Below are 23,988 nucleotides of genomic sequence, written 5' to 3'. Positions count from 1 at the left end.
CCCGCCAAAGATGGCGGGCCGGTCAGGTCAGTTGGTGGCGGAGGTGGGCACCGGCACCGGCAGCGGGGTCAGGGTCAGGCTGCCGGCGGCAGGTTCGACCCCGAACCATGTCTGAAAGATCGCGGCCATTGTCCCATCGGTTTTCATGGCCGAGATCGCCTCGTTGACTGCGGCCAGTTGGGGATGATCCTTGGTCATCATGATGGCGAAACGCTCGCCTGTGATGATCTCGTCCGGAACGTCGAGACCCTTCATCTGCGTGGCGGCATAGCGCAGGCCGACCACATCGTTCAACGCGGCATCCAGACGCCCGGTCAGGATGTCGGTCAGCATGTTGGCCGTGGTGGTATAGGTTTTCAGTTCCTTGAACCCCAGTTCGTCCTTGCGCTCGGTCAGCCATTTTTCGGCGAAGGTGGTGGCGACGGTGCCCACCGTGCGCCCCTTGATGTCGGCGACCTTGGCCACGTCCGAGCCGGTCCGGGTGGCCAGCCCCAGCGCGCCCTCGATATAGGGTTGGGTAAAGGACTGGCTGCCCAGCCGCTCGTCGGTGATCGTGAGCGAGGAGATCGCCATGTCGATCCGGCGCGAGGCGGTGGCGGGAAACAGAGCGGTGAAATCATAGCCCTCGATCGCCACGGTGGTGCCAAGGCGTTTCGCAATCTCGGTAACGATATCGACCTCGAATCCTTCGAACTTGCCTGACTCGGTCTTGGTCTCCCATGGCGGGTTGGCGGGGTAGGAGCCGACTTTCAGCGGGTCGGCGGCCAGGCCGGGCAGGGCTGCAAGGCTCAGGCCAAGCGCGGTGGCAAGCCCAAGGGCAATACGGCGGGTGATCATGGGGCATCTCCTGCTGGGTGGTCCGCCACGCGGGAATCGGCGACGGTTGCAGGGATGCTGCCACAAAAATGATCACGAAATGAAGGTATCTTTTGATCAAACATCACAGAGCGGCAAGTTGAGCTCGTGCCGGGCCCATGGGAAGATATGCAGCGCCCCACGCAGCACTGGCCGGAACGCTGCTTGCGCGCGACGAACTGGCCGGGTGGCTGCAAGGCATGACGCGCTATTCGGGCGGTGGGTCTGACCGTCCGTTCTGGCTGGAAGCCTATGGGGGCCGGTCCTATTCGGTGGAGCGCATGGGGTGGGATCCGGTCTATGTGGACTTGCTCACGGTTGGCGTTCTGGGCGGGATCCAGCCCGATCGGCTGCGCAGCCTGCTGATGAAGTCCGACGATGACAGCTTGTTGGCGCGCTTCCTGCCGGTCTGGCCGAACCCGGCGCCGATCAAGCGCCCGAGCGTCCTGCATGATGAAGCCTTCATTGACGCGGCGCTGGGCCGTCTGCTGTCGCTGGACATGCCGACGGATGAGGAGGGCCACAAGCGCCCATGGATCGTCCCCTTCGCGGAAGATGCCCGAGACCTGCTGGACGCTTTCCGGCAACAGGTGCGGGACTGGGAAGGCGGCGCCGAGGGGCTGCTTCTGTCGTTCATCGGCAAGCTGCCCGGCCTTTCGGTGCGCCTGTCGCTGGTTCTGGGGATGATGGACTGGGCCAGCGGCGATGCCGAGGAACCGCGCGAAATCACGATCGCCCACTTCGGGGCGGCTGCGCATCTGGTGGAAAGCTACCTGTTGCCGATGGCTCGCCGCGCCTATGCCGAGGCGGCGGGGGCCAAGGGCGAGCGGGCCGCGCGGCGGTTGGTGGCGCTGATCCGCGAGGCCGGGCTTACCCGCTTCACCACGCGCGTAGTGTTGCGGATGGAGTGGACCGGGCTTGCGAGGTCCGATGACTTGAACCCCGCATTGGTCGTTCTGGAGGAGGCCGACATCATTCGCGCCGTTGAAAACCCCGCCCCTGCGCAGGGCGGGCGCCCGTCACGGCTCTACATTGTCAACCCAGCCGTTCACCGGAGGCAGGAATGACCAGATGGCTACAGGCCGCGAGGGCCGCAAAGGCGGCCTTACCTCCCGGCGACAAAACCGACACAACCGACGCAACCCAATCCATGGGCGAAGTGCCTCACCTATCTGCACAACCTGAAATGGTTGTGTCGGTTGTGTCGGTTTTGTCGGAAGGTGGTATGCCCCGCCCAAAGCCCAGCGCGCCCGCGCCTTCACGGCTGGATGGCCCCGTTTCCATTGGCATCGTAGCGGATACCCCGCGCGCGCTGTGCAGCGTAACCGACAGGCCCATGACGTGGACGGGTAAGGTTGTGTCACTGGATGCATGGCGCCGCCTGTCGGCCTGGGACCGGCACGGGCCGGAGTTAGCGTCCGAGGAGCTGGTGTAAATTCATCGCCGTCGGCGGTGTGATCCCGGGTGGCCATCGAGGTGTATGTTCGAGGTGGAGTTTGGCGACTTCAACCACGGACCCTACGGAGACCCCGATGACCAAGACGAACATGGACCTGTCCGAGCTTCTGGCCAAGCACGATCAGGGCGACTTCCTGCGCGGCATTGCCGAAGCCGTGCTGCAACTGATCATGGAGACCGATGTGGAAGGCATCATCGGCGCCGGCCGGCATGAACGCAGCGGCGAACGCACGACCTGGCGCAACGGGTATCGAGAGCGCGCTCTCGATACCCGTTTGGGCACGCTGACCCCGATAGAGGCCCATGAAGGCCGCCACATCACGGCGACAACCAGCAACGGGGTTTCCCGCCATGGGTCTCCGTCACCCTGCGACCTGTCATGGCATGGTCACCAGAGACCGTCAGGGCACATTGGGCCGCCTACATGACGTCGGGGGTCTCGTCAGCATTCAAGGACAGATCGACGCGGGGAAAGTTGGCCATAGCGCGGGTCATTGCCTTGATAGTGACCTCACCATAGTTGGCGGCAGAGGTTCCATCAGCGTGACCTTGAAAGGCGTCTCGCGTTTCCTTGTCGATCCCGACGTCGCGGCAAATCGTCTTGAAGCGGTGTCGCCATGCGTGGTTTGGCTTGATGCGCCTATCCTCAATTCCCACTACGTCCCGCACCCATTCGGCCACTTTCTTGCCCACACTTTGCGCGGCGGAAAGGGCTTGTTCGCGCGTCGGCTTCGGGTCGGTGACGACAGGTCGAGACACCGAGGCCTTGAACAGGTCGGCCAATCCCATTTCCATGAGGTGTTCATGCACCGGCACAATTCGGTAGCTGCCGCTTTTTACCGACCCCGCTTCTGGCGTTATACGCAGGCAGGGAACACCGGCCTCGGTTATGAAATCATCACCGCGTAGTTGCGCTGTCTCGGTAATCCTTGCACCAGTATAGGCACATATCCATGGCAGCCAACGAATGGCCAACTTGTTGTGCTCGAAACGCTTGCCCAGTTCTTTGGGGTCCACCAGCGCGGCGGTCAGAACGCGCGCGGCCTCTGCATCGGTGTAGCCGGAGGGTCGTTCCTTGTTCGGCTTGTAATACTTGTAACGCTTGTCGGCCAACGGGTTCTTGTCCAGCCTGTTCTTGTCCACCCCGACCCCGAACACCGCCTTCACGGCTGCAAGATACTTATCGCTTACGGTTCTGGCGCTTACGCCTGCCTGCACCAGTGAATCGCACCATTCATCGACCTTGAGCGGGGTCACTGACATTGCATCGTCATGACCAAGATAAGCGATCAGTTTAGCGACCTTTGCGCGGAAATCGGCGATGGTCTTGTCAGACCCGCCGCCCGGCTTGGTTCGCTGTTGCGCCTCCCAAAGGTCCAAGAGGCTGGTCAAGGTCACCTTCGGCGCTGCCCTCTGTGCCTTCTCGGGGGCCGGGTAGCGCTCAAGCGTGGCGTCGGGGCGGAAATCGCCCACTGACCGGCGGCGCTGGAACTCTGCCCATTCCAGCCATGCCTTGTGCATCTCGTTCAACAGGCGCTGTCGGCTGTAATCGTCAATCACCAAACCCTGTTCCAGCAACAGGCGGTTCGCATCGTCACCGTGCCATCCCTCAAGTGCCTGCGCTGATTCCCCGGCTTGCCCCTCAAGCCGCAGCACTTGGTCCCAGACGGCGGGTTCGCCGGTTTCGGCTTCCACAATCGAGTCCAGTTCGCGCCGGTATGTGCCCACCAAGGCGACGATCTCGCGCAGCGCAAGCCCCTTGGGTTCAGCGCGTAGCGCGGCCCAGACCTTGTTTTGCTTTGCTTGGGCCTCGGCATGGCGGGCCTTGGCCTCTACCGTGTCTTTGGTTCTCAGGGACCACGACGCGTCAGGCTTTCCGAACTTCTCGCGCAGGTCTGCGGGTGTCTTCTGGCGGAAGTAATAGACGCCTGTCTTTGGGTGTTTGTGCGGGCGGGACATAGCCAAAACCATGCTGGTGTGGAACCTCGGTGTAGAACCGAGATCATCCTAACCCTCAGGTATCGCACAAGTTTCTGATATGAAAGCAGAAAATATGGTGCTGTGAGAGAGGATTGAACTCTCGACCTCTCCCTTACCAAGGGAGTGCTCTACCACTGAGCTACCACAGCATCCTGTTTCCGGTCTTTTCTGCCATTGCTCTGGCAAGCGACCCACCGAAAATGTCGTTGCTTTCAACTGCTTTGGCTGCGGTGTCTGCCCGTTTCGGGGTGTCTGGCCGCTCTGCCGCTACAGCGTCGTGCGAGGCGGGGAATAGACGCAAACTCTGGGCGGTGCAAGAGGGCGTGGAGATTTTTTCGCAGGGGACCGCAGGTTCCTTGGTGGCGCCGTTCCGGTCTGTGCGGGTGGGCCTGCCTTGCGCCAGAGCCCAGGTGCCTTGAGTGGCGGGCGTGCCCCGTTGCCGGGGCACGCTGGCGGGGTGTCAGCCGCCGGCCTTGGTCAGGGCCTGATCCAGATCGGCGATGATGTCCTTGGCATCCTCGATCCCGATGGAGACGCGCAGCATATTGGGCGCGGCGCCCGAGGCGGCCTGCTGTTCGGGCGTCAACTGGCGGTGGGTGGTCGAGGCGGGATGGATCACGAGGCTACGGGTATCGCCGAGGTTCGCCACATGGCTGAACAGCTCCAGCGCGCCGACAACCTTGACCGCCACATCATAGCCCCCCTTGACGCCAAAGGTGAACAGCGCGCCGGCGCCTTTGGGGCAGACGGTCGGCACACGGGACTTGTAGGGCGAGGAGTCGAGCCCGGCATAGGTCACGACCTCCACCCTGGGATCGGCTTCCAGCCAGGCGGCGACCTTCTGGGCATTTTCCACATGGCGCTGCATCCGCAACGACAGCGTTTCAATGCCCATCAGCGTGTAATGGGCGGCCTGCGGATTCATCGTCATGCCCAGATCCCGCAGGCCCACGGCGATTCCGTAGAAGGTAAAGGCCATGCCGCCCAGTGCCTCGTGGAATTTCAGCCCGTGATAGGCGGGTTCGGGCGCCGACAGCGAGGGGAACTTGCCGCTGGCCGACCAGTCGAAGGTGCCGGAATCCACCACGCAACCGCCGGTCACGGTGCCGTTGCCGGTCAGGTATTTGGTGGTCGAATGTACGACGATGGTGGCACCCAGTTCGATCGGACGGCACAGATAGGGGGTGGCGGAGGTGTTGTCGACGATCAGCGGCAGCCCGACCTTTGCGGCCACCTTGGCGACCGCCGGAATGTCGGTGATATACCCGCCGGGGTTGGCGATGGATTCGCAGAAGATCGCGCGGGTGTTGTCATCGACAGCGGCCTCAAGGGCTGCCAGATCGTCGAAATCGACGAATTTGGCCGACCAGCCGAATTTCTTGATCATGTTGGTCAGCTGCTGCACGGTGCCGCCATAGAGCCGGGTCGAGGCGACGACATTGGTGCCCGGCTGCATCAGCGGGAACAGCGCCATCACCTGTGCCGCATGGCCCGAGGAACAGCAGAACGCCCCGGCGCCGCCTTCCAGGGCCGCGATACGTTCGGCCAGCGCCGATACGGTGGGGTTCGTCAGCCGCGAATAGATGTAGCCGACCTCTTGCAGGTTGAAGAGCGCGGCGGCGTGGTCGGCGTCGCGGAACACATAGGCGGTGGTCTGGTAGATCGGCACCTGCCGCGCGCCGGTGGCCGGATCGGGCCTGGCGCCCGCGTGGATTTGCAGTGTATCGAAACCGAGTTGTCTGGACATGAAAACCTCCCCTTGGGTTGCGCGCCACCCTAGGCGCGGCGTCGGCCCGGTGCAACGGGGCCGGGATGGAAAGGACGGGCGTCCCCCGAGCCAGACGACCGGGAAACGGGCGTTCCGCCGCTGCGTCCAGTGTTGGAACCAGAGCCTGCTCAGCCCGCCTGCGCGGCCAGAATCGCGTCGGTGTCGATACCCGAAACCGCGCCGGGCAGGGCGCCACGCTGGCCTTCGACCCGCGTGGCGATCCAGGCGTCGGCCATGGCGGCCTGCCCGTCGCGCAGCAGGACCGAGGCGCCGAACAGCACCGCCAGCCGTTCGGCGAACAGCCGCGCCTCGGCCTCGGGCGGCAGGCCGGGCCAGCGCCCCAAATGCGCGCGCAGGGCGGCATCATAGCGCCGGTCGGCGCCGGTCGCGGCCATCAGTTCGGCCCGCAACGCCTCGGCCGCCGCAGGTTCACGGGCCAGCGCGCGCAGGATGTCAAGGCATATGACATTGCCCGACCCTTCCCAGATACCGTTCAGGGGCGCCTCGCGGTACAGCATCGGCATCGGAGTGTCCTCGACATAGCCCATGCCGCCAAGGCATTCCATCGCCTCGCCGATCATCCAGATGCACCGCTTGTTGGACCAGAACTTGACCACGGCCACGGCGATGCGGGCCAGCGCGGTCTGTGCCGGATCGTCAAAGGCGCGGGCCACGCGCATGGCCATGGCCAGCGCCCCTTCGGCCTCGACGGCCAGATCGGCGAGCACGGCACGCATCAACGGCTGGTCGATCAGTCGGCGCTGAAAGGCGCTGCGCCCATTGGCCCACCAAAGCGCCTCGGCCAGTGCGCCGCGCATCAGTCCGGCAGGGGCCATCGCGGTATCAAGGCGGGTGTGCTGCACCATCTCGATGATGGTGCGCACGCCCTGTCCCTCTGGTCCCAGTTGGTGCGCCCAGGCGTTGTGATATTCGATTTCCGAACTGGCATTGGCGCGGTTGCCCAGTTTGTCCTTCAGCCGCTGGATGTGCAGCGCGTTGCGTTCGCCATCCGGCGTCCAGCGGGGCACGACAAAGCAGGTCAGGCCGCCCGGCGCCTGCGCAAGGGTCAGAAAGCCGTCGCACATCGGAGCGGAACAGAACCATTTATGCCCGGTGAGGCGCCAGCCCTCGCCATCGGGCTGGGCAGTGGTCGTATTGGCGCGCACATCCGAGCCGCCCTGTTTTTCGGTCATCGCCATGCCCATGGTCGCGGCGCGTTTGTGCGACAGGGGCACAACCGCCGGATCATAGGCGCGGGCCGTCAGCCGGGGCTGCCATTCGGCGGCCAGGGCCGGATCTGCTGCCAGCGCGGGGACGGCGGCATAGGTCATCGTCATCGGGCAGCAAACGCCGGGTTCCACCTGCGACAGCATGTAGAGCATCGCGGCATGGGTGGCATGGCCCCCCGGTGTGCCATCCCAGGCGCAGGCCGCGTAACCATGCGACAGGCCCAGATCCATCAACTGATGATAGGCGGGGTGAAAGACCACCTCGTCCAGCCGTCGCCCGGTGCGGTCGAACAGGCGCAGTTCGGGCAGGTGGCGGTTGGCCAGGCGCCCGGCCTCGCGCATGTCCTCGGCCCCGGCGCGGGCGCCGAAACGGGCCAACTGGGTGCTGTCGGTGCCCGCACGGCCCGCCCAGCGTCGCAAGGCAGGATCGCTGGCCCACAGATCGCGGGCGGCAGGCGTCGGCTGGTTGAACACCTCGTGGGTGGTCTGGTGGCTGCGCGGGGCATGGGGCATGACGGATCCTCCTTGGAGGGAAGCGTTTCACGCGCGGGTGGGGCGGTCAAATGCGATGAGGGGTGACGTTGCGGCGCGACGGACGGGCAGGCCGGGGCTGCCCCGTGCCCCCCTGTCCCTGCGGCCTGCCACCCCAAGGGTATTCAGGCCAGGGCAAAGGGGCAGAAAGCTGCAAAGGGATGAGTCGGGGCGGTTTTCAATCTGATTCGGCTGTGGCATTGTGGTGGCACAGGGGCGACGAGACCCCGTTCGAGGCAGACCATGACCGGACCTTCCAGCCGCCCGCCCGTGGGCACGGCCCTTTTGCTGATGATGGCCGTGGCGATCACCAGCTATTTTGCCTTTGCCGCGATGCAGGGCGACCATGGGCTGTTCCGCCGCGTGCAGATCAAGGCCGATATTACCGATCTGCAAGCGCGCAAGGCAGAGCTGGAAGAGGAACTGGCGCGGATCACCAATCTGACCACGCGCCTGTCGGACACCTCGCTGGATCTGGATTTGCTGGACGAGCGCGCGCGCGTGGTTCTGGGCTATCTGCGGGCCGACGAAGTGGTCATCCACTGAGACCGCCGTTGCGGCGCGGGGGCTGGCCCCTTATGTCTGGGGCAACCAACCGAAAGAGGCCCCCATGACCATGTCCCTGCCGCAGCCCGTCTTCGATGCCAATGCCAGCGGGGGCAGCGGCCTTGGGCGTCTGCCGGAGTGGGATCTGCGCGATCTGTATGCCGCAGAAGATGCACCGGAAGTCACCCGCGATCTGGACTGGCTCGATGTGGCCTGCGCAGAGTTCGCGGCGGACTACGAAGGCAAGCTGGCCGGCTTGGATGCAGCCGCGATGCTGGCTTGCGTGACGCGGTACGAACAGATCGACGTGATCGCCGGGCGGCTGATGTCCTTTGCAGGGCTGCGTTATTACCAGAACACCATGGACAGCGGCCGGGCCAAGTTCATGGCCGATGTGCAGGACCGCATCACCAATGCCACCACGCCGCTGGTGTTCTTCAGCCTGGAGTTCAACCGGCTGGACGAGACGCATCTGGCGGGCTTGCTGGCGGCGGATGCCGGGCTGGCGCGGTACAAGCCGGTGTTCGACCGGATGCGCGCCATGCGTCCCCACCAGCTATCGGACGAGTTGGAGCGGTTCTTGCATGACGAATCCGTCGTGGGGGCAAGTGCCTGGAACAAGCTGTTCGACGAGACGATGGCGGGGCTGACCTTTACGGTGGCCGGCGAAGACGAAGACCTGAACCTTGAATCGACGCTCAACCTGTTGACCGACACGGACCGGGCCAAGCGCGAGGCCGCGGCGCGGGCGCTGGCGGCGGTGTTCGACAAGAACATCAAGCTGTTCGCACGGGTCCACAACACGCTGGCCAAGGAAAAGGAAATCCACGACCGCTGGCGCAAGATGCCCAGCCCCCAGCATGGGCGGCACCTGTCGAACCATGTGGAACCAGAGGTGGTCGAGGCGCTGCGAAATGCGGTGGTCGCGGCCTATCCCAAGCTGTCGCACCGCTATTACCGGCTGAAGGCGAAGTGGATGGGCCTGGACACCTTGCAGGTCTGGGACCGCAACGCACCGCTGCCGACCGAAGCCCCGCGCAGCGTGGGCTGGGACGAGGCGCGCGAGACGGTGATGCAAGCCTATGCCGGTTTCGATCCGCGCATGGCCGAGATTGCGCAGCCCTTCTTTGACAAGGGCTGGATCGATGCCGGGGTGAAACCGGGCAAGGCACCGGGCGCCTTTGCCCATCCGACCGTGACCACCGTGCATCCCTATGTGATGCTGAACTATCTGGGCAAGCCGCGCGATGTGATGACGCTGGCGCATGAACTGGGGCACGGGGTCCACCAGGTGCTGGCGGCCGGGCAGGGGGAGTTGCTGTCCTCGACCCCGCTGACGCTGGCGGAAACCGCCTCGGTCTTTGGCGAGATGCTGACCTTCCGCAAGCTGCTGGATGCCGCCAAGACCCCGGCCGAGCGCAAGACGCTGCTGGCCGGCAAGGTCGAGGACATGATCAACACGGTCGTGCGGCAGATCGCGTTCTATGATTTCGAATGCAAGCTTCATGCGGCGCGTGCCGAAGGCGAGTTGACGCCCGACGACATCAACGCATTGTGGATGAGCGTGCAGGCGCAGTCACTGGGCGATGCCTTTGACTTCATGGACGGATACGAGACGTTCTGGGCCTATATCCCGCATTTCGTGCATTCGCCGTTCTACGTCTATGCCTATGCCTTTGGCGATGGGCTGGTGAATGCGCTTTACGCGGCCTATGCCAGCGGGCTGGAGGGGTTCGAGGACAAGTATTTCGATATGCTGAAAGCTGGCGGGTCCAAACACCACAAGGAGTTGCTGGCACCGTTCGGGCTTGACCTGTCCGATCCGGCGTTCTGGGACAAGGGGCTGGAGATGATCGCGGGCTTTATTGACGAGCTGGAGGCGATGGAGGGCTGAGGCCCTGATCGTGGCGCGAATGGCGGGGGCAGAGCGGGGGTTTTCCACCCCCGCACCCCCGAGGGTATTTGTGGCAAGATGAAGGGGTGGGCGCATCCGCAGGGTGGTCAGCGGCCGTAGGCGGCGACAAGGCCCAGATGCATCAGCAGGGCGCCCGCCAGCGCAAGGCCCATCGGGAATTTCTTGCTGGTCCAGCTGATCCAGTCGGGCGTTGCGCGGCGGATTGGCGGCAGGGCGCGCATCAGGCGGTGGGCGACAAAGGCGGCCAGCAGGCTGGCGGCGAAGATGCCGATGAACAGTCGCAGATCGCCCAGGGCCACGAAGGGCGCCATGGCGGCAGCAAATTTGGCATCGCCTGCGCCGATCAGCCCTGCGATGGTCAGGGCGAAGGTGATGCCGAGCACGATGCCAAGGTGCAGCCAGCGCCAGCCATATTCCGGCAAGGGCAGTGCGACCAGCCCGATGATGGCAAAAACCCCGGCAAGTGCCAGAACGGCGTTGTTGGGGATCTTCATGAACTTCATGTCGCTCCAGGCGACCCAGAGCGCGATGGGGGCCACCAGCGGCAGGAACCACAGCGCCTCGCGGGCGGTTGCCGTCAGCATCAGCCGCGCTTTACATTGGCGTCGAGCGCGCGCAGCGATCGGACCGCAGTGTCGAAATGCTGTGGATGGGTGTCGATCGCCTCTTGCAGCAAGCCACGGCCCACCGTCACGTCGCCACTCTTGATGGCTGTCAGGGCCATGGTGTGCAGCAGTTCGGCCCGTTCGGTCTGGGTCATGTCGATGACCGGCAGGTCGTATTTGCGTTGCGCCCCGCGGGCCATGACCAGGTTGTTCTTGGCGGTGAACATTTTCGGGTCATAGCTGATGGCCTCGCCGAACAGTTTTTCGGCGCCCGGATAATCGCCGCGCGACAGTTTCGAGAACCCCCAGTTGTTCAGCACGCCTGCCGGGCGATTGGTCAGGCCCTGGGCGATCTCGTAGAAACTGTCGGCCTTGGCCCATTGCTTGTTGGAATCTGCGACCATGGCCTCGAGCCGGTACCGCTGAAAGGTCTCGTGCGTCGGAGGAATGGTGTTGAGCACCTCCTGGGCGCGTTTCCAGTCGTTGGCGCGGATCAGCGCATCGGCGAGTTCGACCTTGTCATCGGCATTGGAGTCGGGGCGGGTCACGACGCCTTCCCAGATCTTTGCCGCTTCGGGGGCCTTGCCTGCCCGCACCAGCGCCTTGCCCAGGTTGCGTTGCAGGTCGATCCGGTCGGGGTTTTCGGCTGCGGTGCGGGTGAAATAGGCCACGGCTTCGTTCGGATCCCCGACCGTCAGCATGATGTCGGACAGGTTGCTTTCGTCGATGACGTTGACGGATTTCATCGCGCGGGCGACTTCCGCGTCTGAATTGCGGTTGCAACCCGCAAGCGCGATGCCGCCAAGGCACAGCGCAACAATCACAGGGTGGCGCATTTCGCGTCCTTTATGCTCGACCCTCTAGCGCGACAGCAGCAGATATTCGCCCTGGCCCCGCCGCACCAGCGAGAAGTTTGCCTCAGTCTTGACATCATAGACGCGATTTTCGGTTCGTGCGATAGCCAGACGCAGGTTTTCGCGGATGGAGTCCGAATTGCCACTGTCCAGCGCATAGGCGCGTTGGAACACGCGGCGGGCCTCGCCGGTTTCGCCTTTTTCCATCAGCACCACACCAAGATTGTTCAGCGCCGGAACGAAATCGGGGCTGAGTTCCAGGGCACGGCGCAGCATCTGTTCGGCCTGACCCAAGCGGCCGAGCTTGAGGTTGGTCGAGCCGATCGCGGACAGCACATCGGCATTCACGCCCTGCTCTGCCGCAGCACGGTAATAGGCGCGCAGGGCAAGGTCATGTTCGCCAGCCTCCAGCAGGCGGTGCCCGACGGTCAGCCCGTCGACCGCCTGTCCACGGCTGTCTGTGCCAGGCGCAACGCCTTCGGGTGCGCGCAAGCCGCCCGTGGTGCCACAGGCGGCCAACAGGGCCGTAAACACGGCGGCGGCAATGGGCCGCCAGGAAACCGACACGCTAGAACGCTCCTCCACCCAAGGTCGTGGCGATGCCGTAGATGGACGGGCCGATCAGGACGACCAGCAGCGGGGGCACCGTGAACAGCATTGTGCCCAGAGTCAGCTTGGTCGGCAAGACGTTCGCCTTTTCCTCGGCGCGCATGACGCGCTTGTCACGCATTTCTGCCGCATAGATCCGCAGCGCCTCGGCGATAGATGTGCCGAAGGTGGCGGATTGCACCATGGTTGTGACGAAGGAGGCGATATCCGGCACCCCCGAGCGTTCGCCGAAATCACGCAGCACCTGGGCACGTTCCTTGCCGGCCTTGATCTCTTGCGCGACCAGTTCGTATTCCTCGCCAAGGGCGGGATAGCCCAGCTTGATTTCCTTCGAGACCCGGATGATCGCCTGATCCAGCGATTGCCCGGCCTCGACGCAGACCAGCATCATGTCGAGACTGTCGGGAAAGCCATTGACCATCTCCTCGCGTCTGGACTGGACGCGGCGTTCCACCCAGTAGCTTGGCAGGAAATACCCCGCCACGCCGGGCAGCAGGGCCGTCAGCATGAGGTTGGTGGCGCTGGGCGGCGTGGTGTCATCGTTGTTGAGCAAGGTGTAGATCACACCAACCGCCAGAAGCGACAGGCCCAAAGCGAATTGCGCGGCGTGGAAGTTGCGCACCGCCGTCTTTTGCCGATAGCCCGCCCGCATCAGCTTGAGCCGTGCGGCGCCCATTTCCTCGGCCTTTTGCGGTTCGAGGAAATGGGCGAATTTCTCCAGCTTTTCGGCGTAATCGACACTGCGCAGGGTCTTCTGGCCCTCTGCACGGCTGTTTGTCCGCGCGATCGACTCGCGCAGCTTGTCCAGCGGATCGGCCTTGCGGTTCAGAAACGACGGCAGCGCGATCAGGATCAACAGGACGCCAAGCGCCCCGGTGACCAGCAAAGGGCCGGTCGGGCCCAGGGTGTCCACGATCAGCGCGTTGATATCGCTTACAAAACTCATATCGTCACACCTTGATGTTGACCATGATCTTCATGTAGATCACATTGATCGTCAGGACGGCCCCCACGACCAGCGCGGTGGGGATGAAATAGGCCGTCTCTTTCACCTCGTCGTAGTAGTCCGGTTTGATCACCTGGATCATGATCATGGCGGCGATGGGAAATCCCGACAGGAACATGCCCGACCACTTCGCCTCGGCGGTGATCGCCTTGACGCGGCGGAACAGCTTGAAGCGCGAACGGATCACCTTGGCCAGCCCGTCCAGCACCTCGGCGAGGTTGCCGCCCGATTGCTGCTGGATGGTGACGGCCACGGCCAGGAAGCGCAAATCCTGCATGTCCATCCGCTCGGCCAGGGCCTTGAGACTGTCGCCAACGTCACGTCCATAGGCGGATTCGTCGGCGATCACACCGAATTCGGTGCCCAGCGGATCGGGAATTTCCTTGGCGACAATGCCGATGGCCGCCGAAAAAGGGTGTCCCACGCGCAGGGAGCGGACCATCAGTTCAACCGCGTCGGGCAGTTGTTCTTCCAGCAGGTCCATGCGTTTCTTGGCTTTTTTGTTGACCCAGACAAAGACACTGCCAAAGCCCATCACCACCGCGACCAGCAGCCGGACGGGTGTTTCCGCCTCGGTGCCGATGGTCAGGCCAATGTAGGCGACGCCCGACATGGCCACCATGATCCCGATCAGGGCCTTGGGCGAAAAGGCGATATTGGCCTTTTGCGCCTTTTCGGCCAGCACGGAGTAGAGCGGTATCGACCGCGATTTCAGGTGCTGGCCCATTTCCTTGCGGAGTTGTTCCAGAACCTGTTCGCGGTTGCCGCCCTTTTCCAGCAGGGCAAGGCGGCGGTTGACCTTGCGGTCAAGCCTGATCGATTTGCCAAAGACCGTCAGATACAAGCCTTCGACCAGCAGGAACACGCCCAGGGCGACAAGGCCGTAGATCAGCGGGGCCGTCGAGAATTCCATGATGTGTTCCTATGGCAGGGGTTCGTAGATCGTGGCGGGCAGGTCGTAGCCCCACTGCTTGAAGCGGTCGGAATAGGCAGAGCGCACCCCGGTCGCGTTGAAACGGCCGATGATCTTGCCATCCGGCGCCACGCCAAGCCGTTCGTAGCGAAAGATCTCCTGCATCGAGATCACGTCTCCCTCCATCCCGGTAATCTCGGTGATCGAGGTCATGCGGCGGCTGCCGTCCTGAAGGCGGGAGGCCTGCACGATCAGGTTGACGGCGCTGGCAATCTGGGCGCGCATGGCTTTCAGCGGCATTTCGATCCCCGACATGGCCACCATGTTTTCCAGGCGGCTGACGGCATCGCGGGCATTGTTGGCGTGGATCGTGGTCATGGAGCCGTCGTGGCCGGTGTTCATGGCTTGCAACATGTCGATCACTTCTTCGCCGCGGGTTTCGCCGACGATGATCCGGTCTGGCCGCATCCGCAGTGCGTTGCGCAGGCAGTCGCGTTGCGTGACCGCGCCTTTGCCTTCGACGTTGGCCGGGCGGCTTTCCATGCGGCCGACATGGGTTTGCTGAAGTTGAAGTTCCGCCGTGTCCTCGATGGTCAGGATACGCTCGTGATCGTCGATGAAGCTGGACAGGGCGTTCAGCGTTGTGGTTTTCCCCGATCCGGTACCGCCCGAGACGATCACGTTCAGGCGCGTGGCCACTGCGGCTTGCAGGTAGGCCGCCATCTCTTCGGTAAAGGCGCCGAAACGGACCAGATCCTCGATCTTGAGCTTGTCCTTCTTGAACTTGCGGATCGAGACGAGCGAGCCATCCACCGCAACCGGCGGCACCATGGCGTTGAAACGGCTGCCGTCCTGCAACCGGGCGTCGACATAGGGGTTCGATTCGTCAACCCGGCGTCCAACGGCGGACACGATCTTGTCGATGATCCGCAGCAGGTGCTTTTCATCCTTGAAGGTGATGTCCGACAGCGTCAGCTTGCCCGCCCGTTCGATGAAGATCTGATGCGGGCCGTTGATCAGGATGTCGTTGACCGTATCGTCCTTCAGCAACGGTTCGATAGGGCCAAGCCCCATCACCTCGTCGTAAAGTTCCTGATACAACTGGCTGCGGTCTTCCTTGTTCAGGACAACCGACAGCTCTGCCAGCGCCTCGTTCGAGATGTCGGCGATTTCGGAGCGCAGATCTGCCTCGGAGGCATGTTCCAGCGCCGAGAGGTTCAGGTTCTCCAGCAGCCGCTTGTGCAGTTCGACCTTGAGCGAGCCCAGCCGCTCCTTGCGCTTCTTGTCCTTGTCGGCGGCAACCGCCTGGGCCGGTGCGATCGGCGGGGCGGCGTTCTGTTTCAGGCTGGCCAGAGGGGCGCGGCTTGGCAGCCCCGCAGGAGGCGCAACAGCCGCAGCCGCGCTGACCGTTGCCGGAGCACCCTTGTCGATGGACGACTTGCGATAGCGGGAGAACATGCGGGACCCCTTACTTCCGGGCGGTTTCTACGGCCTTGTTCAGGTCGTTGATCTGTCGGGCCAGCTTCTGGATTTCCTTGCGCAGCGGATTTTTCGCTGCATTTTCGGACAGCGGCAGCCCGTGGTCATTGGATTGGGTCAGCGGCTTGCCCGCATCGGGCAACATGACCTCGATCTCGATCGACAGGCTTTCGGCCAGGCGTTTGGCGCGGCTCTTGCCCGAGAGGTCGGTAAAGCCCGGCGCGCGGTTCAGGGCAAAGCGCAGCTTTTCGTGCGGCAGGTTCTCGGCCTTCAACGCACGGACCAGGCGCAGGGCGTTCTGGGCACTGCGCATGTCCAGTTCGATCAGGGCAAAATACACATGCGCCTGATTCAGTACCGTTTCAGTCCATTGCACGATGGTCTTGGGCATATCGACGATGATGAAGTCGAAGTTCGCCCGCGCCATTGCCAACAGGCGATTGATATCCTCTGCCGTCACGAAATCCAGCGGGAGCATGTCGGCGGGCGATGTGAAGACATGCAGCTTGTCATTGAACGACAACATGGATTGCACAAAGGCGTCGCTGTCGATCGACGCGGTGTCGGACAGAATTTCGAACACCTGATCGCGGCGCGGCAGATCCAGATAGGTCGCAACCGATCCGAACTGGAAATCCAGGTCGATGACGCACACACGCGGCGCATCGGTCTTGGACAGTGTGGCCAGTTCCCAGGCCAGGTTCACCGCGAACGAGGTTGCGCCCACCCCTCCTGCCAGGCCATGAACCGGCAGGATCACGCCGTCGCGGTCGCCCTTGGCCTTGAAGGCCGGTGGGGCCTGCCCGGTTTCGGGCGCGACTGTGACCGCCGACGGCGGCGGGGCAGGGCGGCGCAGCCGATCCACCGCATCATGCAATGCCCCTTCGGGCAGCGGGTAGGGCACGAAGTCTTCGGCCCCCAGCCGCAACAGTTGGTGCAGGCTTGCCGGGCTCATCTGATCGGCGACAAGAATAACGCGAATTCCCTTGTCGCGGGCGGCGGTCACAACCTCGGAAATCTCCGCAAGGTTGCTCTCGTCATCGGCATCCACCGCGACCGCGATGAATTCCAGCGCGGCGGCTTCGGGTTGGCCGAAGAACACCAGCGCGTCGCCGAATGACAGATCGCCCCAGCCTTCGCCAAGCTCGGCCTCCATATCCTCGATCAGCAGATCGAAGTTCTGTACATCCCGCGATACCGTGCAGGCGACCACGGGGGCCGGTTCGGGATGCAGTTGGGCCACGTTTGCCATACGCCAATCCTCGGTTTCCGGGGCAGGATCTCGGGCGGCGCCACGGCCACCCGAAACGGCCCCGCACGACTCAGTGGTCGCGCGCTGTGCTTCTTGATTGCAAGGTCGTGGGAAATGGTGGCGAGAATTGGGCTAAAAAGTCGTCATTCTTCGGTATTTTAGATGTAAAAAGCGCGGAACGTGACGTTCCGCGCCTTTGGTCGCCATTGGGTCTGACAGATGCGTCAGTCGCCGGTGTCGCCGACCTGTGTCACGACGGGCTTGTTCTGCGGATGCTGGCGTTCAGCCTCGGTGATGTATTCGCGGAACACGACTTCGGCATATTTGCCGTTCATCACGGTCGGATGCCGTTTCACGAACCCGCTCACTTCGGTGACGGTCCGGCGGTTCTGGCGTTCCTCGTTCGTGGTCTGGATGATGGGGCGGGTCTTGCCGTAGCTGACCATCGCCTCCAGCCGCGAACGGCTGATACCCTGGGTGCCCAGATAGGCCACAACCGCCTGTGCCCGGCGCAGGCCCAACCCCTTGTTATAGGCGTCGGAGCCGACAAGGTCGGTATGGCCGAACACGCGGAAGCGCACTTCGGGGAACTGGCGGATCCAGTGGGCCTGACGGCGCAGGATATCCTGCGCCTGTCCGTCCAGAACAGCCGAATTGAAGGCAAAGTTCACCGTATCCGGCACCTCGCGCGAGAAGCGCCCGGCCAGATCCATCACATAATCCTTTTGGCCAGACTGGATCATGGTGTTGTTCATGGTGGCGTCGCCAAAGCCGGTCGTGCTGAGTTCGGCACCCATTTCGTGATCGGCACAGGCGGTCAGGGCAAGCAAGGCAAGGACGGCAACGGGGGCGCGCAGCGAAAGGGCCATGGCGCTTACTCCATCACATAGCCATAGGGGGCGGTGAAATCCTGCCGGGCCACCTCGCCCGCAGCACCCTTGGGCGCCTTGCGGTCGCCGCCTGCCACCTTGCCGAACAGGAAGAACTCCTTTTCGCTGGGCAGCTTGATGCGGTCGGTCGGCAGGGCCAGGGCCTCGCCTCGCGTCGGGGTGACAAGATGCGGGGTGACGATGATCACCAGTTCCGACTGTTCACGATTGTAGTCCGCCGAACGGAACAGCGCACCCAGGATCGGAATGTCGCCCAACCACGGAACCTGGCCCTTGAGATTGCGGAAATCGTCCTGCAACAGACCGGCGATGGCAAAGCTTTCGCCGTCGCGCATCTCGACCGTGGTCGAGGTTTCCCGCCGCTTGAAGCCGTTGATCGAAATGCCCGACGCCTGCACCGCGATGGAGCTGTCCAGCGCAGAAACGGCGGCGTTGATCGTCAGGTTGATCGCATCGCCATCCACCACACGGGGGGTGAAGTTCAACTCGACCCCAAAGGGCTTGTACTCCACGCTGATGCCGCCATCGTCATCCCGTACCGGGATGGGATACTCGCCACCGGCAAGGAATTTGGCCTCTTGCCCTGACAGGGCGGTAAGGTTCGGTTCGGCCAGTGTCCGCACGACCCCCTTGGATTCCAGCGCCTCCAGCAGCACGGCGAATTGCATCGACCCCGCCGAGAACCCCAGCCCCAGCGCACCCGCGCTTTGGGCATTGATCGGGAAGCTGCCACCGTCGAACACGGTTCCGATCGCGCCGCTGCCGGTAAAGTTGCCGGTTCCGCCCACCACACCGGCGCGGCCAGCCGTGCCGCGCGCAGCCAGCGAGGCCGACAGCGATTTTGACACCGACCGCTGCATTTCGGCAAAGCGCACTTTCAGCATGACCTGCTGCGTACCGCCCACGCTCATCAGGTTCGAGACCCGGCCAGGCGCATAGCGTTCGGCGAGGTCCAGGGCACGGTCCAGCCGCGCGATGGACGATACCGTGCCCGACATGACGATCCCGTCATTGGCGGTGCGCACCTCGATCTTTTCGGCGGGCAGAATCTGGCGCAGGCGTTCCTTGAACTCTGCGATATCCGGCGTCACCTGCACTTCGACGTTAGAGATCAGCCGCCCATCCGCCGACAGCAATGTCAGCGTGGTGCGTCCCGGCGTCTTGCCAAGCACATAGATCGAACGGTCCGACAAGGTGGAAATATCGGCGATGCCGGGGTTGGCAATCGACAGTTCGGCAAAGGGCGTGTCACTTTCCACGACGACGGCGCGGTTCATCGGAACCTGCAAGGCAGATGCCGCCTCGCCGCGCATGACGCGTATGCTTTCACCCACGGCACCTGTTGGTGCCATGAACAGGGCCAATGAAAACCCCATCAGGCTGGCCTGCCCGATCAATCTGATACTCATGTGACCTGCCTCTCCGATCACCGCTGCCCGCCGGATCTGCGTCCGGTTCGTTGGTCTTGTACACCACTATTGCCCGCAGTCTGCATGAACCCGCGAATCATTGCAAGTTTCAAGACGTTACACTGCATCCGGCCGCTGGGGCGGATCGGCACATCCAGGACTCGCGGCGCAAGATGTAGGGCGCAGGTGATCCTGCCATACCATATGGGCGAGGGGCTAAGACGCCTTGTGGCGGAAATGCCTCAGCACATGCAGGCGTATGGCGGTGGCCAGCCCGGTGTCCGGCGCGCGGGCGGCGTCTATTTCCGCAGCCAGGGCCGCAAGCGGGCGGCCCTCCAGTGCGGCGATTTCCTGTAACGCCTGCCAGAAATCATCCTCCAGCGAAACGCTGGTGCGGTGGCCGTGCAGCGTGATCGAGTGTTTGAGCGGTCGGTCGGACATGGTGTGCCAGTTTGTTGGGCAGGGATGGGCGGGGCCCCCGGATCTTGCCGCGCCGACCTTGCCGCTGCGCAGGTGGCAATGCAAGACTTGCGCCGTCGGACAGCACAGGAGATGGCGATGGCAGGGATCGGGCATAACGGTGGGCCGGACTGGAACGGCCTTGCCTGGCGCAAGCATTGCTGGACCACTGCGCGGGCGCGGTTGTTGCCCGTCCTGCCGGTCGAGGTGGTGCGTATGCGGGTGAAACGCGCCGCTGAACTGGGGCTGGACTACAAGACCTATGCCGGCGTGCGCGCCGCAAGCGGGCATGATGTCATCGCCTTTCTGTTTTCGACAAATGCGCTGCGTGTCGATGCCGTGGCCCGTATTGCCGCGCCCGAAGCGGTGCATCTGGCGGCGATCACCGGGGCGGACCGGATTGCGCTGGCACAATCCATGCCGCCCGGCGCGTTGGTGGCGGCCAATCCCGGCGCGCTGGATCGCGCCCATGTGGCGCCCCGCCCCTTTGCCTCGTTTGCCCAGGCCGCAGCGGCCCTGCGCGAGGCGATGGGAAAGCTGCCGGGGGATCAGGTGGTTCTGGTCGGGTCCGATGCGCCGTGGGAACGCGAATGGCTGATGGCGGGCAAGCTGGCCGCGCTGTTGCCCGCAGAGCGGTATTTCGCCCGCGCCTCGTGACTCAGGTGTCGTCGCGCTTGTGGCCGTCCAGATCGCGCGCAGCCTTGTCCGTCTGGGCGCTGGCCAGTTCCTTTTCCGCTTTGCTGCGCCCGAATCTGGCGGCATTGGCATCGGCTTGGGTGCGGGCGGCCTTGCGGGCCGCCTCTTTCCGTTTCTGGCGCAGGTTGATCAGTTCGGCCATCTCCGTCCTCGCCGGTACCTGCGGAGCGCGCGCCCGCCGGAAGGTTCGGTCCGGGGCCGCTGCGCCCGAACCCTCGTCTCAACCCGTCGGCTCAGCCCTTGGGGCTGATCATGTCCTCGGGGCGGACCACGCGGTCAAAGGTTTCGCCGTCGACGAAGCCCAGGTTGATCGCCTCTTCGCGCAAGGTAGTGCCGTTCTTGTGCGCGGTCTTGGCAACCTTTGTCGCGTTGTCATAGCCGATGGTGGGGGCCAGCGCCGTCACCAGCATCAGCGATTCCTTCATCAGCTTGTCGATGCGGGTGACATTGGCCTGGGTGCCCGCGACCATGTTATCGGTAAAGCTGCCCGCCGCATCGCCCAGCAACTGCATGGATTGCAGCACGTTGTAGGACATCATCGGATTGTAGACGTTCAACTCGAAATGGCCCTGGCTGCCGGCAAAGCCGACGGCGGCGTCATTGCCCATGACATGGGCGCAAACCATGGTCAGCGCCTCGGCCTGGGTCGGGTTGACCTTGCCGGGCATGATCGACGATCCCGGCTCGTTTTCCGGCAGGATCAGCTCGCCCAGACCCGAGCGCGGGCCAGAGCCCAGCAGACGCATGTCATTGGCGATCTTGAACAGGCTGGCAGCCACGGTTTTCAGGGCGCCGCTGAACATGACCATCGCGTCATGGGCGGCCAGCGACTCGAATTTGTTCGGCGCTGTGACAAAGGGCAGGCCGGTGATGTCGGCAATCTGCGCGGCGACGCGGCTGTCCCAGCCCACACGGGTGTTCAGCCCGGTGCCCACGGCGGTGCCGCCCTGCGCCAGTTCGTAGATGTCGGGCAGGCAGGCCTTGACCCGCTCGATCCCTTTGGCGACCTGATGGGCGTAGCCGCCGAATTCCTGGCCCAGCGTCAGCGGCGTCGCATCCTGGGTATGGGTGCGCCCGATCTTGATGATGTCCTTGAATTCCTCGGACTTCGCCTGCAACGCAGCGTGGAGCTTTTCCAGACCCGGCAGCAGCACGTCGCGCGCCAGCATCCCGATGGCCACATGCATGGCGGTGGGGAAGGTGTCGTTCGACGATTGCCCCATGTTGCAATGGTCGTTGGGGTGGACCGGCTTCTTGCTGCCCATAACGCCGCCCAGCATCTCGATGGCGCGGTTCGAGATCACTTCGTTTGCGTTCATGTTCGACTGCGTGCCCGAGCCGGTCTGCCAGACCACCAGCGGGAAATTGTCGTCGAACTTGCCGTCGATCACCTCTTGCGCGGCGGCGGCGATGGCGTCAGCCAGTTCGGGGGCCATGTCGCCTTGGGCCTTGTTGACCAGCGCGCAGGCCTTCTTGATCACGCCAAGTGCACGGATGATCGGCACCGGCTGACGCTCCCAGCCGATGGGAAAGTTGATGATGCTGCGCTGGGTCTGCGCGCCCCAGTATTTGTCGGCGGGGACGTCCAGCGGGCCAAAGCTGTCGGTCTCGGTGCGGGTGGCGGTCATCGGGGCCTCCTGAATGCTGCGCTGCCTTGCATAGTGCGGGGCAGGGGCGGAATCAATCGGTATGCCGCTGCATACATCGCGCGTGCGCCGGTCAGGCGCGGCGGAAATGCAGGATACGGGCGGGGGGCAGATTGCCCCAGACCCGCCTGCGCGGCGTCACGCGCAGGCCAAGCCGTAGCATCTGCCCCGGCGTCAGCGGTGTCTTGGGGCCGTAGGTGAACTGCACATAGACCCCGCCGACCGCCAGCACCTGAAAGGCGGCCGCCAGAATTTCCTCGCGAAGCTCGTGCGGCATCGACAACAGCGGCAGGCCCGAGATCACCCGTTCCGCCTCTGCCGGCATGTGATCCGGGGCGCTTTGGGCCGGGCCGTGCACCACGGTCACGCCGGGAAACCGCTGGCGCAGGTGGCGGACGAACTCCTCGCTCATTTCAAACAGTGTCAGGTTCTGCGGTGGAACGCCCGCAGCCAGGATCGCCTCGGTCAGCCGCCCGGTTCCGGGGCCGAATTCCACAACCTTGCCACTGTGCGGGCCCAGCCCTTCGGCCATGGCGCGGGCAAGCGCCGGTGACGACGGTACAACCGCAGACACCATGCGCGGATTGCGCAGGGCCTCTTTCAGGAACAGCCGTGTATCCTGAAGCATCGTCTCAGGACTTGCGGAAGCGGTCGAGCCGCACCACCTCGGCCTCTCGCGGGGGGGGCGGGGGATCGTCATCGCCGCCGTCATCATCGTCGTCTTCGTCGGTGGCGTCCTCGTCATCATCCTCGTCATGCGACTCGAATCGCAGACCGAATTCTACCGAGGGATCGACAAAGGTGCGCAGCGCGTCGAAGGGAACGCGCATCGGTTCGGGCTGGTTGCCGAAATTCAGCGTGACGGTGAACCCCTCGTCATCGACCATCAGGTTCTCGAACCAATGCTGGATCACGATGGTCATTTCCGATGGATAGCGGGCGCGCAGCCAGTCGGCAATCTGCACATCGGGGTCGGTCGTGTCGAAGGTGATGAAGAAATGGTGCGCGCCGGGCAGACCATGGTCGGCCACGTCGGTCAGCACTTGCCGGATCAGGCCCCGCATCGCCTGATGCATCAGGTTGCCGTAATCGATGCCACGCGCCATGCCGCCCCCTCGTCGTGTTGTCGGCCAGCATAGGGGATTTGACCCGCGATGGAAGGGGGCGGGCCGGATTTTTCGCCGCACTCGCAAAGTCCGCATCCCGGACCGGCCACAGGGGCGGATCAACTGGTCGGGGCGGTCAGTTCGCGCAGCATCTTGGCGCGTATCGCGCGGGCATAGTCCAGATGGCCCTGTGCCGTCTCCACGAATCCGCGCGGCGTGATCACCCAGCGCCGATAATAGTTGGTGATCGACAGGCCCATCGACTCGATTGCCAGCCCGTTGACCTCTACCCCCGCCTCGATCGCTGCGCGTCTTGCGCGCGGGGTTGTGAAGCCGACGTTTTCGTCCCCGTCGCCGGACATGTCGATGATCTTGCGCCGGCAATCCGAAACGGCCGAAAACTGCGCCAGAGAAAACTCCAGCGCCTCGCCCACCGCCGTGTCCGAGCCTGGAAAGGCGCGCGGCATGGTGCGCACCCGTTCCGCCATGCGGTCAACGGCGCGCTGGTCGAGCATCCGTTGCCAGGGGATCACCAGGGCCTGTTGCCCCAGCGCAGACCATTGCACCACGGCAAGCGCGACCTGTTCCTGCACCAGCACCTCGCGGATCTGACGGTCGGCGAGTGCCGCCGCCAGCCCATCGGCCTGCAAGCGCCATTCGCCGGCATCGACCGAGCCCGAGACATCCATGGCCAGCACAAGCGCGGCCTTGCAGGCGTGGCCCGCACCGGGCAGCATGAGGGACAGGGCAAAGGCAAGGGCGCGCATGGCCCGAGCCTAGCG

At 63.9% G+C, this 23,988-nt stretch carries 23 protein-coding genes, 1 tRNA gene and 1 pseudogene; 5 read left to right on the top strand and 20 right to left on the bottom strand.

What is annotated here, in order from left to right; all coding sequences use genetic code 11:
- Positions 1 to 27 precede the first annotated feature (27 nt).
- A complete protein-coding gene (locus tag BW970_RS10885; RefSeq protein ID WP_076531223.1) occupies positions 28 to 837 on the bottom strand; it encodes an ABC transporter substrate-binding protein in 810 nt (269 codons plus the stop codon).
- Positions 838 to 974: 137 nt separating this feature from the next.
- Between BW970_RS10885 and BW970_RS10880 the strand changes: the two genes are divergently transcribed.
- Complete coding sequence (locus tag BW970_RS10880) at positions 975 to 1,922, top strand: DUF3987 domain-containing protein (RefSeq protein WP_076531221.1); 948 nt, start codon at positions 975 to 977, stop codon at positions 1,920 to 1,922.
- A 465-nt stretch (positions 1,923 to 2,387) separates the two neighbouring features.
- A pseudogene (locus BW970_RS10870) lies at positions 2,388 to 2,600 on the top strand (transposase); the annotation flags it as partial.
- Positions 2,601 to 2,733: 133 nt separating this feature from the next.
- On the opposite strand, the gene BW970_RS10865 reads toward BW970_RS10870, so the two are convergent.
- The 4 genes from BW970_RS10865 to BW970_RS10850 all read right to left on the bottom strand — a co-directional run bounded on the left by BW970_RS10865 (position 2,734) and on the right by BW970_RS10850 (position 7,803).
- The gene (locus BW970_RS10865) at positions 2,734 to 4,272 is read right to left on the bottom strand and encodes a DUF6538 domain-containing protein (RefSeq protein WP_159441433.1); all 1,539 of its coding nucleotides are present in this window, start codon (positions 4,270 to 4,272) and stop codon (positions 2,734 to 2,736) included.
- Positions 4,273 to 4,367: 95 nt separating this feature from the next.
- A tRNA-Thr gene (locus tag BW970_RS10860) sits at positions 4,368 to 4,442 on the bottom strand.
- 311 nt (positions 4,443 to 4,753) lie between these two features.
- Positions 4,754 to 6,040, bottom strand: a complete 1,287-nt coding sequence (locus BW970_RS10855; protein WP_076531216.1) for an O-acetylhomoserine aminocarboxypropyltransferase/cysteine synthase family protein — start codon at positions 6,038 to 6,040, stop codon at positions 4,754 to 4,756.
- Between the two features lie 149 nt (positions 6,041 to 6,189).
- A complete protein-coding gene (locus BW970_RS10850; protein ID WP_076531214.1) occupies positions 6,190 to 7,803 on the bottom strand; it encodes an acyl-CoA dehydrogenase family protein in 1,614 nt (537 codons plus the stop codon).
- 261 nt (positions 7,804 to 8,064) lie between these two features.
- Here BW970_RS10850 and BW970_RS10845 point away from each other — a divergent pair, with 261 nt between their 5' ends.
- Together BW970_RS10845 and BW970_RS10840 are read left to right on the top strand one after the other, a co-directional pair.
- The gene (locus BW970_RS10845; RefSeq protein WP_076531212.1) at positions 8,065 to 8,367 is read left to right on the top strand and encodes an FtsB family cell division protein; all 303 of its coding nucleotides are present in this window, start codon (positions 8,065 to 8,067) and stop codon (positions 8,365 to 8,367) included.
- Between the two features lie 64 nt (positions 8,368 to 8,431).
- Positions 8,432 to 10,261, top strand: coding sequence for a M3 family oligoendopeptidase (locus BW970_RS10840; RefSeq protein ID WP_076531210.1), 1,830 nt, complete (start codon positions 8,432 to 8,434; stop codon positions 10,259 to 10,261).
- A gap of 107 nt (positions 10,262 to 10,368) precedes the next feature.
- Here the strand turns inward: BW970_RS10840 and BW970_RS10835 are convergent, their stop codons facing one another.
- The 10 genes from BW970_RS10835 to BW970_RS10790 form a co-directional block, all read right to left on the bottom strand.
- Entirely contained in the window at positions 10,369 to 10,866 is a 498-nt protein-coding gene (locus BW970_RS10835; RefSeq protein WP_076531208.1) for a prepilin peptidase, read from the bottom strand.
- Entirely contained in the window at positions 10,866 to 11,723 is an 858-nt protein-coding gene (locus BW970_RS10830; RefSeq protein WP_076531205.1) for a tetratricopeptide repeat protein, read from the bottom strand. The genes BW970_RS10835 and BW970_RS10830 overlap by 1 nt, the downstream gene beginning before the upstream one ends.
- Positions 11,724 to 11,747: 24 nt before the next feature.
- On the bottom strand, positions 11,748 to 12,308 hold the full coding sequence (locus BW970_RS10825; protein ID WP_188475559.1) for a tetratricopeptide repeat protein: 561 nt from the start codon (positions 12,306 to 12,308) through the stop codon (positions 11,748 to 11,750).
- 1 nt (position 12,309) lies between these two features.
- Entirely contained in the window at positions 12,310 to 13,296 is a 987-nt protein-coding gene (locus BW970_RS10820; protein WP_076531203.1) for a type II secretion system F family protein, read from the bottom strand.
- Between the two features lie 4 nt (positions 13,297 to 13,300).
- Positions 13,301 to 14,269 carry a type II secretion system F family protein gene (locus BW970_RS10815; protein ID WP_076531201.1) on the bottom strand — a complete coding sequence of 323 codons (969 nt, stop codon included), beginning with the start codon at positions 14,267 to 14,269 and terminating at the stop codon, positions 13,301 to 13,303.
- 9 nt (positions 14,270 to 14,278) lie between these two features.
- Positions 14,279 to 15,727 carry a TadA family conjugal transfer-associated ATPase gene (locus BW970_RS10810; protein ID WP_076531198.1) on the bottom strand — a complete coding sequence of 483 codons (1,449 nt, stop codon included), beginning with the start codon at positions 15,725 to 15,727 and terminating at the stop codon, positions 14,279 to 14,281.
- A 10-nt stretch (positions 15,728 to 15,737) separates the two neighbouring features.
- Entirely contained in the window at positions 15,738 to 17,000 is a 1,263-nt protein-coding gene (locus BW970_RS10805) for a CpaE/TadZ family protein (RefSeq protein ID WP_076531195.1), read from the bottom strand.
- Between the two features lie 224 nt (positions 17,001 to 17,224).
- On the bottom strand, positions 17,225 to 17,869 hold the full coding sequence (locus tag BW970_RS10800; protein ID WP_076531194.1) for an OmpA family protein: 645 nt from the start codon (positions 17,867 to 17,869) through the stop codon (positions 17,225 to 17,227).
- Positions 17,870 to 17,874: 5 nt separating this feature from the next.
- A complete protein-coding gene (locus tag BW970_RS10795; protein ID WP_076531191.1) occupies positions 17,875 to 19,299 on the bottom strand; it encodes a type II and III secretion system protein family protein in 1,425 nt (474 codons plus the stop codon).
- Positions 19,300 to 19,515: 216 nt separating this feature from the next.
- Positions 19,516 to 19,740 carry a ribbon-helix-helix domain-containing protein gene (locus tag BW970_RS10790; protein ID WP_076531188.1) on the bottom strand — a complete coding sequence of 75 codons (225 nt, stop codon included), beginning with the start codon at positions 19,738 to 19,740 and terminating at the stop codon, positions 19,516 to 19,518.
- Between the two features lie 117 nt (positions 19,741 to 19,857).
- On the opposite strand from BW970_RS10790, the gene BW970_RS10785 reads away from it, so the two are divergent.
- A complete protein-coding gene (locus tag BW970_RS10785) occupies positions 19,858 to 20,415 on the top strand; it encodes a hypothetical protein (RefSeq protein WP_229740500.1) in 558 nt (185 codons plus the stop codon).
- A 1-nt stretch (position 20,416) separates the two neighbouring features.
- On the opposite strand, the gene BW970_RS10780 is transcribed toward BW970_RS10785, so the two are convergent.
- The 5 genes from BW970_RS10780 to BW970_RS10760 all read right to left on the bottom strand — a co-directional run bounded on the left by BW970_RS10780 (position 20,417) and on the right by BW970_RS10760 (position 23,973).
- Positions 20,417 to 20,596 (bottom strand): DUF4169 family protein, encoded by a 180-nt coding sequence (locus tag BW970_RS10780; RefSeq protein ID WP_076531184.1) that lies wholly within the window; start codon positions 20,594 to 20,596, stop codon positions 20,417 to 20,419.
- Between the two features lie 91 nt (positions 20,597 to 20,687).
- Positions 20,688 to 22,082, bottom strand: coding sequence for a class II fumarate hydratase (gene fumC, locus BW970_RS10775; RefSeq protein ID WP_076531182.1), 1,395 nt, complete (start codon positions 22,080 to 22,082; stop codon positions 20,688 to 20,690).
- A 91-nt stretch (positions 22,083 to 22,173) separates the two neighbouring features.
- Positions 22,174 to 22,728, bottom strand: coding sequence for a class I SAM-dependent methyltransferase (locus BW970_RS10770; RefSeq protein WP_076531180.1), 555 nt, complete (start codon positions 22,726 to 22,728; stop codon positions 22,174 to 22,176).
- Positions 22,729 to 22,732: 4 nt separating this feature from the next.
- Entirely contained in the window at positions 22,733 to 23,206 is a 474-nt protein-coding gene (locus BW970_RS10765) for an SspB family protein (protein ID WP_076531178.1), read from the bottom strand.
- Between the two features lie 119 nt (positions 23,207 to 23,325).
- Positions 23,326 to 23,973: a DUF1194 domain-containing protein gene (locus BW970_RS10760; protein ID WP_076531176.1), complete on the bottom strand. Its 648-nt coding sequence runs from the start codon at positions 23,971 to 23,973 to the stop codon at positions 23,326 to 23,328.
- Positions 23,974 to 23,988: the final 15 nt, after the last annotated feature.

Source organism: Gemmobacter megaterium (assembly GCF_900156815.1).
GTDB classification, from domain to species: Bacteria; Pseudomonadota; Alphaproteobacteria; order Rhodobacterales; family Rhodobacteraceae; genus Wagnerdoeblera; species Wagnerdoeblera megaterium.
The sequence above is the reverse complement of the archived record's forward strand: the minus strand, read 5'-3'. Positions and strand labels throughout refer to the sequence as shown.